15 protein-coding genes are annotated in these 15,014 nt (G+C 67.0%); 7 read left to right on the top strand and 8 right to left on the bottom strand.

The window, feature by feature from the left end; translation table 11 throughout:
- Window positions 1–61: 61 nt before the first annotated feature.
- The 3 genes from ACCQ04_RS17885 to ACCQ04_RS17875 are packed head-to-tail and all read left to right on the top strand — an operon-like array spanning window position 62 to window position 3,503.
- Window positions 62–802, top strand: coding sequence for an ABC transporter ATP-binding protein (locus tag ACCQ04_RS17885; protein WP_184551759.1), 741 nt, complete (start codon window positions 62–64; stop codon window positions 800–802).
- Complete coding sequence (locus ACCQ04_RS17880) at window positions 799–2,235, top strand: ABC transporter permease (RefSeq protein ID WP_372358587.1); 1,437 nt, start codon at window positions 799–801, stop codon at window positions 2,233–2,235. The genes ACCQ04_RS17885 and ACCQ04_RS17880 overlap by 4 nt, the downstream gene beginning before the upstream one ends.
- Window positions 2,235–3,503 carry a DUF3526 domain-containing protein gene (locus ACCQ04_RS17875; RefSeq protein ID WP_372358586.1) on the top strand — a complete coding sequence of 423 codons (1,269 nt, stop codon included), beginning with the start codon at window positions 2,235–2,237 and terminating at the stop codon, window positions 3,501–3,503. The genes ACCQ04_RS17880 and ACCQ04_RS17875 overlap by 1 nt, the downstream gene beginning before the upstream one ends.
- Before the next feature lie 230 nt (window positions 3,504–3,733).
- Here ACCQ04_RS17875 and ACCQ04_RS17870 read toward each other — a convergent pair whose 3' ends face one another.
- The 5 genes from ACCQ04_RS17870 to ACCQ04_RS17850 form a co-directional block, all read right to left on the bottom strand.
- Window positions 3,734–4,384, bottom strand: coding sequence for a DUF2894 domain-containing protein (locus ACCQ04_RS17870; protein ID WP_065032940.1), 651 nt, complete (start codon window positions 4,382–4,384; stop codon window positions 3,734–3,736).
- Complete coding sequence (locus ACCQ04_RS17865; RefSeq protein ID WP_065032939.1) at window positions 4,381–5,055, bottom strand: OmpA family protein; 675 nt, start codon at window positions 5,053–5,055, stop codon at window positions 4,381–4,383. The genes ACCQ04_RS17870 and ACCQ04_RS17865 overlap by 4 nt, the downstream gene beginning before the upstream one ends.
- A complete protein-coding gene (locus ACCQ04_RS17860) occupies window positions 5,052–7,724 on the bottom strand; it encodes a DUF802 domain-containing protein (RefSeq protein ID WP_372358585.1) in 2,673 nt (890 codons plus the stop codon). Before ACCQ04_RS17860 ends, ACCQ04_RS17865 begins: the two co-directional genes overlap by 4 nt.
- Before the next feature lie 10 nt (window positions 7,725–7,734).
- Entirely contained in the window at window positions 7,735–8,484 is a 750-nt protein-coding gene (locus tag ACCQ04_RS17855) for a DUF3348 domain-containing protein (RefSeq protein ID WP_372358584.1), read from the bottom strand.
- Window positions 8,485–8,765: 281 nt separating this feature from the next.
- Window positions 8,766–9,965 (bottom strand): MFS transporter, encoded by a 1,200-nt coding sequence (locus tag ACCQ04_RS17850; RefSeq protein WP_372358583.1) that lies wholly within the window; start codon window positions 9,963–9,965, stop codon window positions 8,766–8,768.
- A gap of 103 nt (window positions 9,966–10,068) precedes the next feature.
- Here ACCQ04_RS17850 and ACCQ04_RS17845 point away from each other — a divergent pair, with 103 nt between their 5' ends.
- Both ACCQ04_RS17845 and ACCQ04_RS17840 read left to right on the top strand, forming a co-directional pair.
- A complete protein-coding gene (locus tag ACCQ04_RS17845) occupies window positions 10,069–10,980 on the top strand; it encodes a LysR family transcriptional regulator (protein WP_024938482.1) in 912 nt (303 codons plus the stop codon).
- Between the two features lie 267 nt (window positions 10,981–11,247).
- Window positions 11,248–11,460, top strand: coding sequence for a hypothetical protein (locus tag ACCQ04_RS17840; protein ID WP_024938481.1), 213 nt, complete (start codon window positions 11,248–11,250; stop codon window positions 11,458–11,460).
- A gap of 183 nt (window positions 11,461–11,643) precedes the next feature.
- Here the strand turns inward: ACCQ04_RS17840 and ACCQ04_RS17835 are convergent, their stop codons facing one another.
- Window positions 11,644–11,910 carry a hypothetical protein gene (locus ACCQ04_RS17835; RefSeq protein WP_024938480.1) on the bottom strand — a complete coding sequence of 89 codons (267 nt, stop codon included), beginning with the start codon at window positions 11,908–11,910 and terminating at the stop codon, window positions 11,644–11,646.
- Between the two features lie 10 nt (window positions 11,911–11,920).
- Window positions 11,921–12,253: a YkgJ family cysteine cluster protein gene (locus ACCQ04_RS17830; protein WP_226427509.1), complete on the bottom strand. Its 333-nt coding sequence runs from the start codon at window positions 12,251–12,253 to the stop codon at window positions 11,921–11,923.
- Window positions 12,254–12,603: 350 nt separating this feature from the next.
- Between ACCQ04_RS17830 and ACCQ04_RS17825 the strand changes: the two genes are divergently transcribed.
- Window positions 12,604–12,771 carry a hypothetical protein gene (locus tag ACCQ04_RS17825; protein ID WP_372358582.1) on the top strand — a complete coding sequence of 56 codons (168 nt, stop codon included), beginning with the start codon at window positions 12,604–12,606 and terminating at the stop codon, window positions 12,769–12,771.
- A gap of 75 nt (window positions 12,772–12,846) precedes the next feature.
- Here ACCQ04_RS17825 and ACCQ04_RS17820 read toward each other — a convergent pair whose 3' ends face one another.
- Window positions 12,847–14,010 carry a zinc-dependent alcohol dehydrogenase gene (locus tag ACCQ04_RS17820; RefSeq protein WP_024938479.1) on the bottom strand — a complete coding sequence of 388 codons (1,164 nt, stop codon included), beginning with the start codon at window positions 14,008–14,010 and terminating at the stop codon, window positions 12,847–12,849.
- Window positions 14,011–14,271: 261 nt separating this feature from the next.
- On the opposite strand from ACCQ04_RS17820, the gene ACCQ04_RS17815 reads away from it, so the two are divergent.
- A complete protein-coding gene (locus tag ACCQ04_RS17815; protein WP_039518702.1) occupies window positions 14,272–14,916 on the top strand; it encodes a DUF4142 domain-containing protein in 645 nt (214 codons plus the stop codon).
- Window positions 14,917–15,014: the final 98 nt, after the last annotated feature.

Here is a 15,014-nt window from a genome sequence, read left to right as displayed (position 1 = left end):
TCCCCTGCAGGCGTCGAACGCAATGTGATAACGTATCATTTCGTTAATCCATTGCCTTGCCATGCTTTCCAGTTCTCAAGCCGTCCCTGCCATCTCAATCAGCAACCTGCACGTGGCCTACCGCGACCGCGCCGTGCTGCAGGGGCTGGATCTGCAGGTTGCCGCCGGCAGTGTCTACGCCTTGCTGGGCGGCAATGGCGCCGGCAAGTCCTCCACGCTTTCCAGCTTGCTCGGCTTTGTCAAACCCACCTCCGGCAGCCTGCGGGTCGATGGCATCGACCCGGTCGCCGACCCTGGCGGCGCACGTGCGCGGCTGGCCTATCTGCCGGAAAACGTGGCGCTCTACGAGCACCTGAGTGCGCTGGAAAATGCCGACTACCTGCTCGCACTGGCCGGCCAGCGCCGCAGCCAGGCCGAGATCGGCCAGGCGCTGGCCGCCGCCGGTCTGCAGCGTGAGGCCTGGCGCCAGCGGCTGGCGGGGTTTTCCAAGGGCATGCGCCAGAAGGTGGCGATTGCGGTGGCCACGCTGCGCCAGGTGCCGGTGTTGCTGTTGGACGAGCCCACCTCCGGCCTGGACCCGCGCGCCATTGGTGACTTCAACCGCTTGGTGAGCAGCGTGCGTGAGCGCGGGGGCGCGGTGTTGATGGTGACCCACGACCTGCTCGGCGCAGTGGATGTCGCCGATCGGATCGGGTTCCTGGAACACGGGCGCATTGCCGAAGAGATCGGTGCCGGCGACAGCGGCTTCGACGTGCGCAGCTTGCATGCGCGTTTTGCGCGTGCGCAGGATCGGGCCGCATGAGTCCTGTGCTGTTGGTCGCGCGCGAGGAACTGCGTTTCATGGCGCGCAACCGTTCCGCTGCCATCGGTGTGGTGCTGCTGATGCTGCTCACGCTGGTGGCGGCATTGACCGCCGCGCATCATCAGCGCGAGGTGGCCGAGTTCCGCACACGCCAGCAATTGGCCGCGCAGCAGGCCTTCGAAGCGCAGCCGGACCGCCACCCGCATCGGGTGGTGCATTACGGCCACTTCATCTATCGCCCGTTGCCGGCGCTGGCCGCCTTCGATGCCGGCGTGGACGCGTTCACCGGCAACAGCATGTTCCTGGAAGGCCATCGCCAGAACACCGCCAACTTTGGCGATGTGCGTCAGAGCTCGCTGCTGGTGCGCTTCGGCCAGCTCACCCCGGCGTTCGTGTTGCAGGTGCTGGCGCCGCTGCTGCTGGTGTTTCTCGGCTATGGCGCGGTGGCGCGCGAGCAGGAGACCGGCACCTTGCGCGCGCTGTTGCTGCAGGGGGCCACGCGTGGGCAACTGTTCGGTGGCAAATATCTCGCGCTCGCGGTGGTGGCCGCAGCCTGCCTGTTGCCGGCCCTGGTCGGGTTACTGCCGATCGCGTCGTTGCCGGGTCAGGCGCTGCGGGTTGCGCTGCTGGTGCTGGCGTATGCGGTGTATCTGCTGGTGTGGTGCGCGTTGGTGCTGTCGGTGTCGATGCTGTGCCGGCGTGGCCGCGATGCGTTGCTGGTGTCGCTGGCGGTGTGGGTGTGGCTGGCCCTGCTGGTGCCGCGCGTGGCGCCGGATGTGGCCAGTGCGGCGCACCGCCTGCCGACGCGGCTGGAGACCGATGTGGCGATCCAGCGCGATCTGCGCACGCTAGGCGACAGCCACAACCCGGATGACCCGCACTTTGCGCAGTTCAAGCAGCAGACGCTGGCGCGTTATGGCGTGCAGCGGGTGGAAGAGCTGCCTGTCAACTACAAGGGCCTGCTGGCGCTGGAAGGCGAGCGGCTCACCGCGAGCCTGTTCGAGCGCTATGCGGCGCGTGATTCGGCCATCCAGCAGCAACAGCATCTGCTGGTGCGCACGTTCGCCTTGCTGAGCCCCACGGTTGCGCTGCGCGAGCTGTCGATGACGCTGGCAGAAACCGACCTGCGTGCGCACGAGCGGTTTCTCGCCCAGGCCGAGCATTACCGCTACACGCTGGTGCAGCAGCTCAACCAGCTGCAGGCCGATGCGGTGAGCATGGCCGACGACACCGCGCAGGATGCCGGTGCCGACCAACGCAAGCGCATCTCCTCCGCGCATTGGCATGCGATCCCGGTGTTCGCATTCCAGCCGCCGGCCACCACCGAGGTGCTGCGCGCCGCAGGCGCGGCGCTCGGCCTGGTCGGTGCCTGGCTGCTGGCGGCGCTGTGCATGCTGGTGGTGGCCGGCCGGCGTGTGGGAGTGGCGCGCTGATGCTGCTGTGGAAATACGAACTGCTGCTGTTGCTGCGCGCACGCGCCGCGCTGGCCGGCTTGCTGTTGCTGGCGGTGTTGACCGTGTGCAGCCTGCTCTCCGGCCAGCACCTCATCGCTGCGCAACGCGCCAACATCGCGCACATTGCAGCGCTGCAGCAGGAGGACATCGCAGCGGTGCAAGACTATGTGGCGCGCTCCAACGACGCCGGCAGCGCGGCCTACTACAGCTTCCATCCGACCTGGGATGTGCCCACGCCACTGGCATTTGCTGCGGTGGGCATGCGCGATGTCTCGCCGTACATTTTGCGTGTGCGTGCGCTGGGCCTGGAAGCGCAGATCCACGATGGCGACAGCTACAACCCGGAGCTGGCATTGGCCGGGCGCTTCGACTACGCCTTCGTGCTGGTGTTCCTGCTGCCGTTGTTCGTGATCGCGCTGCTGTTCGATCTGCGCTCGGGCGAGCGCGAGGCCGGGCGTGCGCGCATGCTCGCCGCATTGCCGGGCGCGGGCACCGCGTTGCTGGTGCGGCGCGTGGCGGTACGCGCCGCTGCCGTGCTGGTGTGTCTGAGTGTGCCGTTTGTGATTGCCGCAACCCTCAATGCGGTGCCGCTGCTGCAGCAGCTCGCGGTGCTGGCAATGACCTGCGCCTATCTGCTGTTCTGGGTGTTGCTGTCGGTGCTGGTCGGGCGCCTCCACTGGCGCCCGGCCGCGCATGCCACCGCCCTGGCGACCTGCTGGGTGGTGCTGGCGCTGGTCGCACCGGCGTTGGCGCATGTGGCGATCAATCAGGCAGTGCCGGTCAACCAAGGCAGCGAGATCGCGCGGCTGCAGCGCGAGGCGGTCAACCACGCCTGGGACATTCCGCGCCAGCACACCATGCGGGCCTTCTACGCGCAGAACCCGCAGTGGGCGGACTCGGCGCCGCTGACCGGCGCGTTCCACTACAAGTGGTATTTCGCCTTCCACGAAAACGGCGACCAACAGGTGGCCCCGCAGGTCGGGGCGTATCGCCAAGGTTTGCAGCGGCGCGAGGCGCTGGCGCAGCGCGTGGCCAGCGTGTTGCCGCCGGTGGCGTTGCAGGCTGCATTGACGCGCCTGGCAGGCACCGATCTGCGCGCGCAACTGGCGTACCAGGACCGCATCCGCGCCTACCACCAGGCACTGCGGACGTTCTATTACGGCTATCTGTTCCGCGACCGCCCGTTTACGCGCGAGGACTTCGGGCGCGCGCCACGTTTTGATGCAAGCGCCGATCCTGCGTCATAGCGGCAGCTGCGATTCACCCTCCGCCTCCGCCTGCGTTGTCCACGCTGCGTCGCTGGCTGACGACACCGACTGGCGACAGTCGCCCCTGCGCGTTTGATGGACCGCGCCAGCGCCGGTCGGGCGGATGCGAACGACCCGCGCACTGGCTGCGATCATGCCGGACACCTGCGCCAGGCGGGTTTCAGCCAACGGCCATGTGCGTGCAGCACCAGCGCGACTGACCGGTTGCGCTAGCTGCGCCGCGTGGGGGCACGCTTGCTGCGCTTCTTGCCCGGCGCCACCGGCGCGGCATCCTCGCTGGCCAACGCGCCACCGCTGTGCAGCTGTTCCAGCCACGACAGCGCATCGACATAGCCGAGGAAGTGCTGCAGATAGCCCGGTGAGCACTCGCGCATCAGGCTGATGCAGCGATGCACCAGCACGCTGGAATTGAGCGGGCCGGCGTCCTTGGGGGCGTCCTGCAGCGACTGCCGCACCTGGCTGGCGGTGCGCACCGTGGTCCAGGTGCGGCGAAAATCCTCCAGCGCCGGCAGCTCGGGGAACTGCGTGGCATCGGCGCTGGCGGTCTTTCTGCTGTCCACTTCCATCAACGCGGCGTGGCCTGCCATCCGGTCGGCTAACGCGCCAAGCGCGCTGCGTTGCGACGGCTGTGCGGCAGCGCTGGCGACGCGGCGGCGCGCGGCCTGCTTCACCGTCGCCGCGTACGCATCGACCAGCTTGCCCAGCTTTTCTTCCAGCACCTCGCGCACTGGCTCGGCCTGTGTGCCGGCACGCGCGGCCAGCGTTTCCATCAAATGGAAACGTACCGGGTCCAGCCGGTCGGCGCCCTGGCTGCGCCAGCGCTGCAGGCGCGCGTGCGCGGATGTCGCCTGCGTGCTCATCGCGTGCCTGTGGCCGCTGTCGGCTTGACGGCAGAAGACGCACGCGAGGTGGACGGGCGCGCAATCGGTGCGATCTCCACACGGCGGTTCCTGGCGCGGCGCGTTTCATCGGCATTGGAATCCACCGGCTGTTGCGAGCCGAAGGCTGCGGCAAACACCGATGCTGCGGGCACGCCTTCGGCGATCAATGCACGCGTCACCGTGAGTGCGCGTTGGGCCGACAGTTCCCAGTTGTCGGCGTAGCGACGGTTGCCGCCCAGCACCGGGCGGTCGTCGGTAAAGCCGCTGACCATCAGGATCTCCTCGCGTGCCGCCAGGTATTCGGTCAACGGCGCGGCCAGCGTCTTCAGCACCTCGCGGCCTTCCGGCTGCAACTGATCGGAATTGAAGGCGAACAGCACATTGCCGCGGATGCCGATGCGGCCGTCGATCAGGGTCACGCGGCCGGCGGCCAGCGGCGCCGCCAGTGCCTGCTCCAGCGTCTTGCGGCGCTGCGCTTCGGCCTGACGCTGTTTGACCTCTTCGTCCAGGCGGCTGGATAGCTGCAGCTGCACGCCGATCACCCCGACCAGGATCAGCACGAACGCGCCCAGCAGCACCGACATCAGGTCGCCGAAGGCGGCCCAGATCGGTGTGCCCGATTCGCCGTCGATGTCGATCTCGTCGCTCATGCCGCGCTGGCCTCGCCGGCAGCGGCCTCACCGGCATCGCCGCGACCGCGATCGAGCTGGCGCAGTTCTTCGATGATCTGCTTCTGCGACAGCATGCTGAGGTCGACCACCTCGCGCGCCTGCGCCACGTAATACGCCAGCTGGTCGTCGCTGCGGGCCAGCGAGGCATCCAGTGCGCTGGCGACATGCTGCAGGCGCTCGTTGAGTTCGCTGGTGGAGCCGCTGAACAGCTGCACCGCCACGCCGAAGGCTTCGCCCAGGCTGGCCACTTCCACCGCGCTGCCGCTGACATGTGCGGCCACCGCGCCGAGCTTGCCGGTCTCGCTGCCGATCTGCTCGGTGAGCTGGGTGCCCACGCGTTGCAGCAGGTCGGCCGAGGTGGTGACCAGCGCATCGACCGCTGCGCGTTGCTCGGTGGAGGCGTGATTGACCGCGTTGAGCAAGGTGTCCAGGGTGGCGAGCAGCTTGCTGCGTTCTTCCAGCATGGCGGTGTCGCGCACCATGCTCTCGGACAGGTTCTGGCGCAGCTCGGCCACCACATCGGCGGCCGCCTTGGGCGCTTCGGAGGCGATCTGCATCAGGCGCGCCACTTCGCTGATGGTGGCACTGGCCTGTGCCTGCGCCTGCGTGGACAGCTCGCTGGCAGTGCTGGCCAGGGTGTCGCAGATCGCCTGCTGTTGCTGGGTGACGCGTTCGCCGGTGCGCTCCCACTGCGTGCTCAGGTCTGCGCTCATCGCGCTGAAGCGCTCGCTCCACAGCGCCAGGCGCTGGGTGTCGCGGGCTTCCAGTGCGGCCTGCAGCTCGGTGTGCGATTGCTGCAGGGTGCCGACCAGGGCGGCGGCATGCGCGTCGAAGCTGGCGGTGGCGGCTGCCAGTGCGCCCTGGTGCTGGGCGGCCAAGGCGGCGCTGGCGTCCTGTTGCTGCGCCAGCGCGGCGTTCCAGGCGCTGGCGGTCTCGCTGCTGGACTGATCCATGCGCCTGGACACCGCATCGACCAGGGCGCTGGAGCGCGCGTCGAAGGTGCTGGCGAACTGGGTCAGCGTGCCCTGCAGCTCCTGCGTCAGCGCGTGGTTTGCACGTTGCTGTTCGGCCACCGCCGCGGTCCAGGTGGCGGCGGCAGCGGCTGTGCTGCTTTCGAAGCCGCTGCTCAGTCCATCGAGTTGCTGCTGCACGGCCTGCTGCACGCCGTCCTGCAGTGCGCTGCTCTGCTGCGCGAGCTGTGCGAGCGTGGCCTGCAATTGCGCGTTCAACGCTGCGCCTGCGCGCTGCTGCTCGGCGAGCACCGCGGCCCAGTGCTCGGCCGTGGCGGCGTTGCTGCGTTCGAATCCGTCATTGAGCGCGGCCAACTGCTGCTGCACCGCGTGGGTCACGCCATCCTGCACCGCGATGCTGCGCTGATCGATCTGCGCCAACGTGGTCTGCAACTGCTCGGTCAACGCGTGCTGCGCACGGTCCTGCGCGGCCAGCACGGCCTGCCAGTGCTCGGCGGCCGTCTGCGCACTGTGCTGGAAGCCGTCGTTGAGCGCGTGCAACTGCTGCTGCACGGCGGTGCCAACGCCGTCCTGCACGGCAGCGGTCTGCTGTGTGACTTGCTCCAGCGTGGTCTGCAGACGCGTGTCGAGCGCTTGCTGCGCGCGTTCCTGTGCGGCGAGCGCGCTGGTCCAGTGCGCGGCTGCGGCACTGGCGCTGTGCTGGAAGCCGCTGGTGATGCCGTCCAGTTGCTGATGCACGGCGTGGGTGAGGCGCTCGTGCAGGGCGGCAGTGTCGCGCGCGATGCTGGTCATGGTCGCTTCCATTGCCGGCTGCAAGGCCGCGCCCACCGCGCGTGCGCTTTCTGCCACGCCGCTCTGCAGCGATTGCTGCATCGCCGTGGCCAGGCGCGCATAGGCCGCCTCGCTCCGGGCGTGGAACTCGGCCTGCTGCGCGGCCAGGCGTTCGTCGGCGGCAATGCTCTGCTGCTCGATGCTGTGCATCAGCGTCTGCAGGCGATCGATCAGCGTTGGCATCAGTGCGCTTTGCTGCTGCTGCAACTTGAACACTTCGCCACGCTGATGCGCGTCCGAATGCGGATGCAGCTCGGAGGCGATCTTCAGGTCCAGCCGCTGCACTGCCTGCAGCCGCTCGCGCCGGCACAGCGCCGACAACAGCCCCAGCATTGCGGAGGTTGCAACGCCGGCGATCGAGGTGCCGAACGCAAACGCCAGGCCTTCCACCGGTGCGGCCAGCGAGCCGCGGATGGCCTGCAGGTCGGTGGCGCTCTGCAATGCGAAGCCGGTGCCCTTGAGCGTGGCCATCATGCCGAGCAGGGTGCCGAGCATGCCCAGCAACACCAGCAGGCCGACCAGATACGGCGTCAGCACCGGTGCCGGCAACGCCACGCGCTCGCCCTTGATGCGCAGGCGCACCGCATTGCGCAGGCTCGGATGCAGGCGCTCCAGCCATTCGCCCAACGCCGATGGCGCGGTGGTCAATGCGGTGACGGCAGCATCCAGCGTCGCGCTGGCCTGGCGATAGCGGTACAGCTCCAGCGCGCCGGCCACATAACAGGCGCCGATCACTGCCGCGACGCAGGCGCCGAGCGGATTGGAGCCCAGATAACCGATGCCGACCCAGCAAACCGCCAACAGGCCGACGACAAACACACACAGGTGGACGAGAGTTCTGAACATGAGGTCCCAGTTAGCGGGTACGAAGCGCTGCGAGCAGGCCTTCGATCGGGTGAAAACGGACATCCAGTTCGGCGAGCAACACGCTCTGCATGTCTTTGCGAAACACATCCAGCCAGCCGTCGGAGCGCGCGCGTGGCGCGGCCTCGCCGTCGGGTGCCGGGTTCTGCGCCTGCGCGGCATCGCGCAGGCGCTCGAAATGCGCGCCGAGCAGGTTCGGCACGTGATTCAGCAGGGTCTGCTCGCGCGGGCTCAAGGTCAGCTCCATCACCGCATCCACCTCGGCCAGCCGCGCCATCGGCGCCGATTCCAGCGCCAGCATGTCGCGCAGGCGGCCACGCAGGTCGCCGGTGGCAGTGCGCATCGCGCGTTGCATCGCCAGGTAGTGCTGCCGGAACGGGGCATAGTCGAGCGCGGGCGGCGCTGCCGCTGCGTCGATGTCGACAGCGGCGGCGCTGCGCGCATCACGACGCGTGCGCGCGAGCACGGCATCCAGCTCGACCACGCTGCTGGTCGCCAGCCCGGTGCGCACGCGGGCGCAGGCCTCGGTGTCGAGTCTGCGCGTGTCGGGCAGCGCGTCGATCTCCGGCAGCTTGCCATCCAGCGCCTTGGACACGGCGACCGCACGCGTCCAGTCGATCCATTGGCTGAGCCGGTCGGCGAGCGCATGGTTGGACTGGGCCACGTGGGCATCGGTGAGGCGAGCAAGCAGGCGAATGAACGCCGGGCCCGACAGGGGCGCCCGTGGAGAAGCTTTCGCCATTGTTCCGGTCAAAGACCGCGCATTTTACACGGGAAGCTGCGCGGTTCGGCGCTTTGCCCGGCAGCTGCGGGCTTGGCCGCGCAGGCCGGCCCGGGCGGCATTCAGCCGGCCTGGTGTGGGGGTGTGCGTGCGATTGCAGCGTGCAGCGCAGCGATCCAGTAGGCGCAGCGCCCAAGGATCAAGTCCATCTGTAGCGGTATCTGGCTTGCGCTCCCGTGGTCGTGCGCAGCGAGCGCGACCAACGCTGCGGGCCAGGGGCGCCTGGCCCGCAACGCGACATCTCAGCCTCGGGCGCGATGTACCAACGGAATCAGCACCACCCCCAGCAGCGCCACCGCCGCGGCCACATAGCCGATGCTGCCCAGCCCCCAGGCAGGAATCACCAGCCCGCCGATGATGGCGCCGATGCCGATGCCGGCATTGGCCGCCGACACATTGGTGGTGCCGGCCAGCGCCTGCGAGTGGGTCACCGAGTTCATCACCCGCACCTGGCTGATCGGAAACAGCGCGGTGTAGGCAATGCCCCAGACCGCCAGGGTCAGATAGAGCAGCACGCCGGTCTTGGCCACCGGCACGCACAGGGCCATGCCCAGCGCGAGCAGCAGCAGGAACACCGCCGTGGCACGCAGCGGCGAGCGATCCACCACCCGCCCGCCCAGCCAGTTGCCGATCAGGCCGATCGCGCCAAAGCCCATCAGCCACCAGCCCACATTCGCCGCCGGCACACCCACGCTGCGTTCCAGCAGGTCGGCCAGATAGGTGTAGGCGGTGAACATGGCGGTGAAGACCACCACCGACAGGATCACATTGGCCAGGAAGAAGCGCTCGCCAAAGATGCCGGCCTGCTGACGCAGATTCACCCGTTCGCTGCGGGCCACGGTCGGCATCCAGAGCGCCAGCGCCGCGGCCATCGCCAGCGACAGGGCAGCCAGGATCCAGAACGCGCCACGCCAGCCGATGCTGTTGGCGGCCACCGTGCCCAGCGGAATGCCGAACAGCAGCGCCGCCGAAATGCCCAGATACACCCGCGACACGGCGCGCCCTGCGTGCTGCGGCCCAGCCAGTTGCCCGGCGGTTTCGCTGGCGGTTCCCCAGAACACCGGCAGCGCCAGCGCCGGTACGAAGCGGGCAAAGGCCAGCACCCAGATATTGGGCGCCAGCGCGGCCACCGCGTTGGAGACCGCAAACACCAGCAGGATCATGACAAACAGGCGCTTGCGATCCAGATGCGACAGCCACGCGGTCAGCGGCGGGCCGAACAGCATCACGGTGAAGGCGAATAACGTCACCAGCTGGCCGGCCGCGGAGATGGAAATTTCCATGTCGCGTGCAAGGCCGGGCAGCAGCCCGACGATAAGGTACTCGGTGGTGACGATCGCGAACGCGGCAAACGCCAGGATGAAGATCGCCAGGCCGCTGCGAGCAGCGGCCGGTGCCGCGGTGGCGGAAACGGGGGAGGAAGTAGAGCCGACAGCAGACATGGCATGCGCCGCAGTGTGGGCCGGCCATCATAGGAAAGAATTAAGATCGTATATCGGGAGTATTTTCCGTACATTGCGGACTTCAGTTCTTGAATGTGTATCCATGCATCCCTCTGAACGCGTCAAAGGCATCGATATCTTCGTCAGCGCCGCCGATGCCGGCAGCTTCACGGCCGCCGCCGAGCGGCTCAGCCTGACCAGCTCGGCAGTGGGCAAAGCCATCGCACGCCTGGAGACGCGTCTGGGCGTGCGCCTGTTCGCACGCACCACCCGGCGGCTGGCGCTGACCGACGCAGGCGCGGCGTTCTACCGGGTCTGCGTCAAGGTGCTCGACGAGCTGGAGGAGGCCGAGCACGTGCTGCGCGCCGAAGGCCAGGCGCCCACCGGCCGGCTGCGGCTGGACCTGCCGGTGAGCTTCGGCCGGCACAAGGTGTTGCCGGTGTTGCTACCATTCTTCCAGCGTTATCCCGGCCTGCAGCCGGTCATTTCGTTCACCGATCGCTTCGTCGACATGGCCGAAGAAGGCATCGACATCGCGGTGCGCATCGGCGGTCCGGATCAGTGGCACAGCAGCCTGGGGCACCGCTATCTGGGCCATGAAAAACGCGTGTTCTGCGCCGCACCGCAGTATCTGGCGCAGCGCGGCACGCCCGACAGCATTGCCGCCTTGCTGGCGCACGATGCGGTGCTCTACGGCAAGGCCGACGGCAGCAGTAGCCCGTGGTTGCTGCGGCATGGCGCAGGGCCGGTGGAACAGCGTGCGATGGACGCGCGGGTGGTGTTCGGCAATGCCGAGGCACAGGTGGATGCGGTGGTGGCCGGGTTGGGTATCGCACAGCTGCCGACCTGGCTGATCGATCAGCATCTGCAGCGCGGCAGCCTGGTCGCGGTACTGCCGCAATGCGATACCGAAGGCCTGCCGCTGCATCTGGTGTGGATGCGCGCGCGCCAGTTGCTGCCCAAGCTGAGCCGGTTGCTGGAATGCCTGCAACAGGGCTTGCAGGATGCGGCGTGAGTGCGGCGCCTGGCGTGGGGTCGTGCATGATCGCGGCAGCGGTTGCGCATGGTGCACATCGACGCGCCGCAATGCAGCGCCAGGTTCGGGTCAGCGCACATGCCAGCACACGCAGCAGCGGGCCCGATCAAGCGCAATCACGCCGGTCTGCGCCTGCTCTCTGACCAATTCAGCTCCAACTGCGCTGTCTCACGGCCGACCCTGTTTTGTAAGGTGAACGCGTGTAGGCTGCCGGTCCGGGGACGACTCCCCAACGAGGTGACCACAATGGACCGCTGCGACATGCAGGTGTCCGATCTCATGGTCCTGGAGTTACAAGGGTTCCACGACGCCTATGGCAGTGGACCGGACTTCTGGGACGCGTATCAACGCATCATGACTCTTGCCGCGCAAGCCGGCGGCGATCTGATCACACTGGCCAACGAGATGGCTTCGCTGGCACAGGGACTGGGCGCGACCAAACACGCGCAACTGCTGTAATCCGCGCTTGCCTGTTGGCGACGCGGGTCTGCGTGCCGGAAGGCGGTCATTTTTTCGAAGCCGACGATGCCGGCGCTGTGGGTTCAGCCGGCTGCGGTGTGTGCACGCAGCGCGGCATCGATCGCCCAACTCCAACTCCAACAGCGACAGCCACAACGCAGGTGTGCTGCCACTGCGACGCGCTTACTCGGCGTCGGTTGTTGCGGTTGTCGCGGTCTCTGCGTCGGACGCGTCGGTTGCCTTGGCAGCGGGTTTTTTGACTGCCTTGGCAGGAGCGGCCTCGGGCTCGCCGCGCTTCTTGTCGCGACGCAGCGGGGTATCGCCCAGACGTTCGATCGCGCCACCGGATTGCTGGAACGCCTCCAGGTCGGCAGCCAGCCGTTGCTCGGACAAGCGCGGCTTGCCTGGCTGATTGCTCACGGTCATCGACTGACGGCGGGAGTTGTTCATGGCGAAATCCTCATGCGTTGTACAGCGTCAAGGGAATGCCCCGCCGGCGTTGGTCGTCGTAGGTGGCACGCACGTCGCGGCAATACGGCCCGGACATGACGAAACGCCGGCAGATCGCCGGCCGCGTCTCGTAGATCGAACAACACATGCGCGCCGCATCGATGGCCACGCACCAGCCTTCCTCGTCACGCGCCATCACGTGCCAACCTTGCGGTGTCACGCTGGTCAAGTGGTTGGGGATGCGGTCGGATGGATCGACCATGACGGTGAGCCGGCAACAGACGGCGTCGCAACGTTCGCAGAGATTCTTGATGGAGAAGGCCAGATAGAGTGAGGGCGACACCGGAGTCCGGCCGCCCTTGCACCATACACCCTGGGCGCGCCGCGGTGTGAACCGGTCCCCGCCGTGGCGGCAGCAAGCTGTTTTCTCGCGGCGCAAAAACGCGATGATCGCGTTGCCGGCAGTGCCGTGCTTTGCGTGTGTGCCTGTGGACGCAAGCATCGGCATGCTGCGCGCTCAATCATGCTGTGGTCCGCCTGCGTACGATCGCTATGCTGCGAGAACGCGCCGATGCACCCGACGTTTGCCTAAACGGTTGCCTTTGTCGCGCCGATGCGAAGACCTCTTTCACCTGTGCCGTTGGCAGACCACCGTAGCGTTGGGTGGTCTGCATCAATGCGACAGGAGATCCCATGAATACTGCCCATCAACACGCAACTGCGCTCGATCTTGCCGGCGATCACGAAGACCAACGCAGCGAGAAGGAAAAACAGGACGCCTTGCAGGACGATGCGCTGGAAGAAACCTTTCCGGCCAGCGATCCGGTGTCGCCGTTCGTGCCGGCCAAACCGCTGGACTGACCCGGCCACACTAGCCGGGAACGCAAACGGCGCGGTCATCGACCGCGCCGTTTGCATTTGCAGCGTTGCTGGCTGTTACGGCGTCAACACCACCTTGCGGCAATCGTCCTGCTTCTTGTCGAACAGTTCATAGCCACGCGCCGCATCGGCCAGCGGCATGCGATGGGAGATGATCGCGCTGGGCTTGAGGTCGCCATTGCCGATGCATTCCAGCAAGTGCGGCATGTGCTTCTGCACATGGGTCTGGCCCATCTTGAAGCTCAGTCCTTTGTCGAAGGCATCGCCGAACATGAAGGCGTGGATGAAGCCGGCATACACGCCCGGCACGCTGACCACACCGCAGCGGCGCGTTGCCGCGATGCATTGGCGGATTGCAACACCGCTGCTGCCCTCCAGCTTCAAGTTGGTCAACGCAGTCTCGATCGCGCTGCCTTCGGCCTCGAAGCCCACCGCTTCGATGCTGGCATCCACGCCGCGGCCATCGGTTTGCGACACGATGACATCGGCCGGGTCGTCGACCTCGTCGAAGTTGATCGGAATGATGCCGTAGGCCTTGGACGCAAAGTCCAGCCGGTAGGCATGCCGGTCGACCATGAAGATGCGCTCGGCGCCCAGCATGCGGCAGCATGCTGCCGCCATCAGGCCCACCGGGCCGGCACCGAAGATCGCCACCGTCGAGCCTTGCTTGACCCCGGCATCGATGACGGCCTGATAGCCGGTCGGCAGGATGTCGGACAGGAACAGTACCTGCTCGTCATGCAGTGCATCGGGCACCACCAACGGCCCGACATTGGCCTTGGGCACGCGCACGTATTCGGCCTGCCCGCCGGACAGACCGCCATACAGATGACTGAAGCCGAACAGCGCCGCCGGCGGCCGCATGTCCTTGTGGTTGAGCGCCGCGCCCTTGCCGGTATTGGTGGTCTCGCAGGCGGAGAATTCCTGCAGCATGCAGTGGAAGCAACGCCCGCAGGCCACCACGAAGGGGATCACCACGCGGTCGCCGCGTTTGACGGCGGTGACGTCGGGGCCCACGTCTTCGACAATGCCCATGAACTCATGGCCGAGAATATCGCCGTGCCGCAGATCCGGAATCTTGCCGCGGTACAGATGCAGATCCGAACCGCAGATGGCGGTGGCGGTCACGCGCAGGATGAGATCGTCGCGTTCGACCAGGACCGGGTCCGGCACGGTTTCGACCCGGACATCGCGTGAGCCGTGGTAGTTGAGGGCGAGCATGGGGGTTCTCCGGAAAGGCCGTCGGTGTGCGGCAACACAGCCAGTGTCGGTAGCGCGCCGTTAAGTCCGTCAGCACGGCACGTGCGCACGGTGTGGACGCGTTCGATTGGCGACGCGGCGTTGATGCGTGTGTCACGCCTGGATAACCCGCGCGCTCGCACTCTCGAATGCCACGCTGATCGTTCGCAGCTCATGCGTGCAGCGACCATGCGACCCCGACAATCAACGATCGTGCCTTGCGCGATCAACCAGGAGACAACGATGGGAATTTTCAAGATGGTGACCGCCGGTGCAGTGGGCTACGTGGCTTACAAGGCATGGCAGCGTCGTCAGAACGAGTCCGGTGAAGCAGCCAGCCCAAAGAACAACGATCGCGACATTCAACAGCAGACGCTGAGCGCGCCGGCCAATGCGGGCAGCACGCCGCCGCATGGCGACCCGTTGCGTGATGCCGCTGCAATCTCCGGTGATCGCAAGCAGGCGCTTGGTGCGCTGGTGGTCTTCAACGAGCAGGAGCGCACGCTGGCGCAATTGGCAGTCGTCAAGGGACTCGGTGGCGAGACCTTGCAGTTTGCGCGCAAGATGGACGAGGCCCACAGTGCGGCGCTCACCGATCTCAGCCGTTTTGCACCGGATCGCAGCGGCACGCTGGCGCAGGCTGCAACCACCCGCGCTGATGGCACCCGCAAGCGTCTGGAAGGCTTGAACGGCAAGGAGTTCGAAACGCAGTACCTGCAGGCCAGCGTGACCAGCCATGAGCAGGCGTTGACGTTGCTGGATGCGCAGCTGGCCAGCGAGCCGGGTTCGAGCGATCTGGGCAAGGAACTGCAGCGCGCACGCGAGACCATCGCCCAGCATCTGGAGCATGCCAAGTCGCTGCGTGCCAAGTCGAACCAGCCGCACTGATCAGGCGGAGATGTTGATCGGGCACCGCGTGATGCGCGGTGCGATGCAGACAACAGGCAGCTTCGGCTGCCTGTTGTCGTTGTGGGCATGGGTGGCAC

Source organism: Xanthomonas sp. NCPPB 2866 (assembly GCF_041475745.2).
GTDB lineage: Bacteria > Pseudomonadota > Gammaproteobacteria > Xanthomonadales > Xanthomonadaceae > Xanthomonas > Xanthomonas arboricola.
The sequence above is the reverse complement of the archived record's forward strand: the minus strand, read 5'-3'. Positions and strand labels throughout refer to the sequence as shown.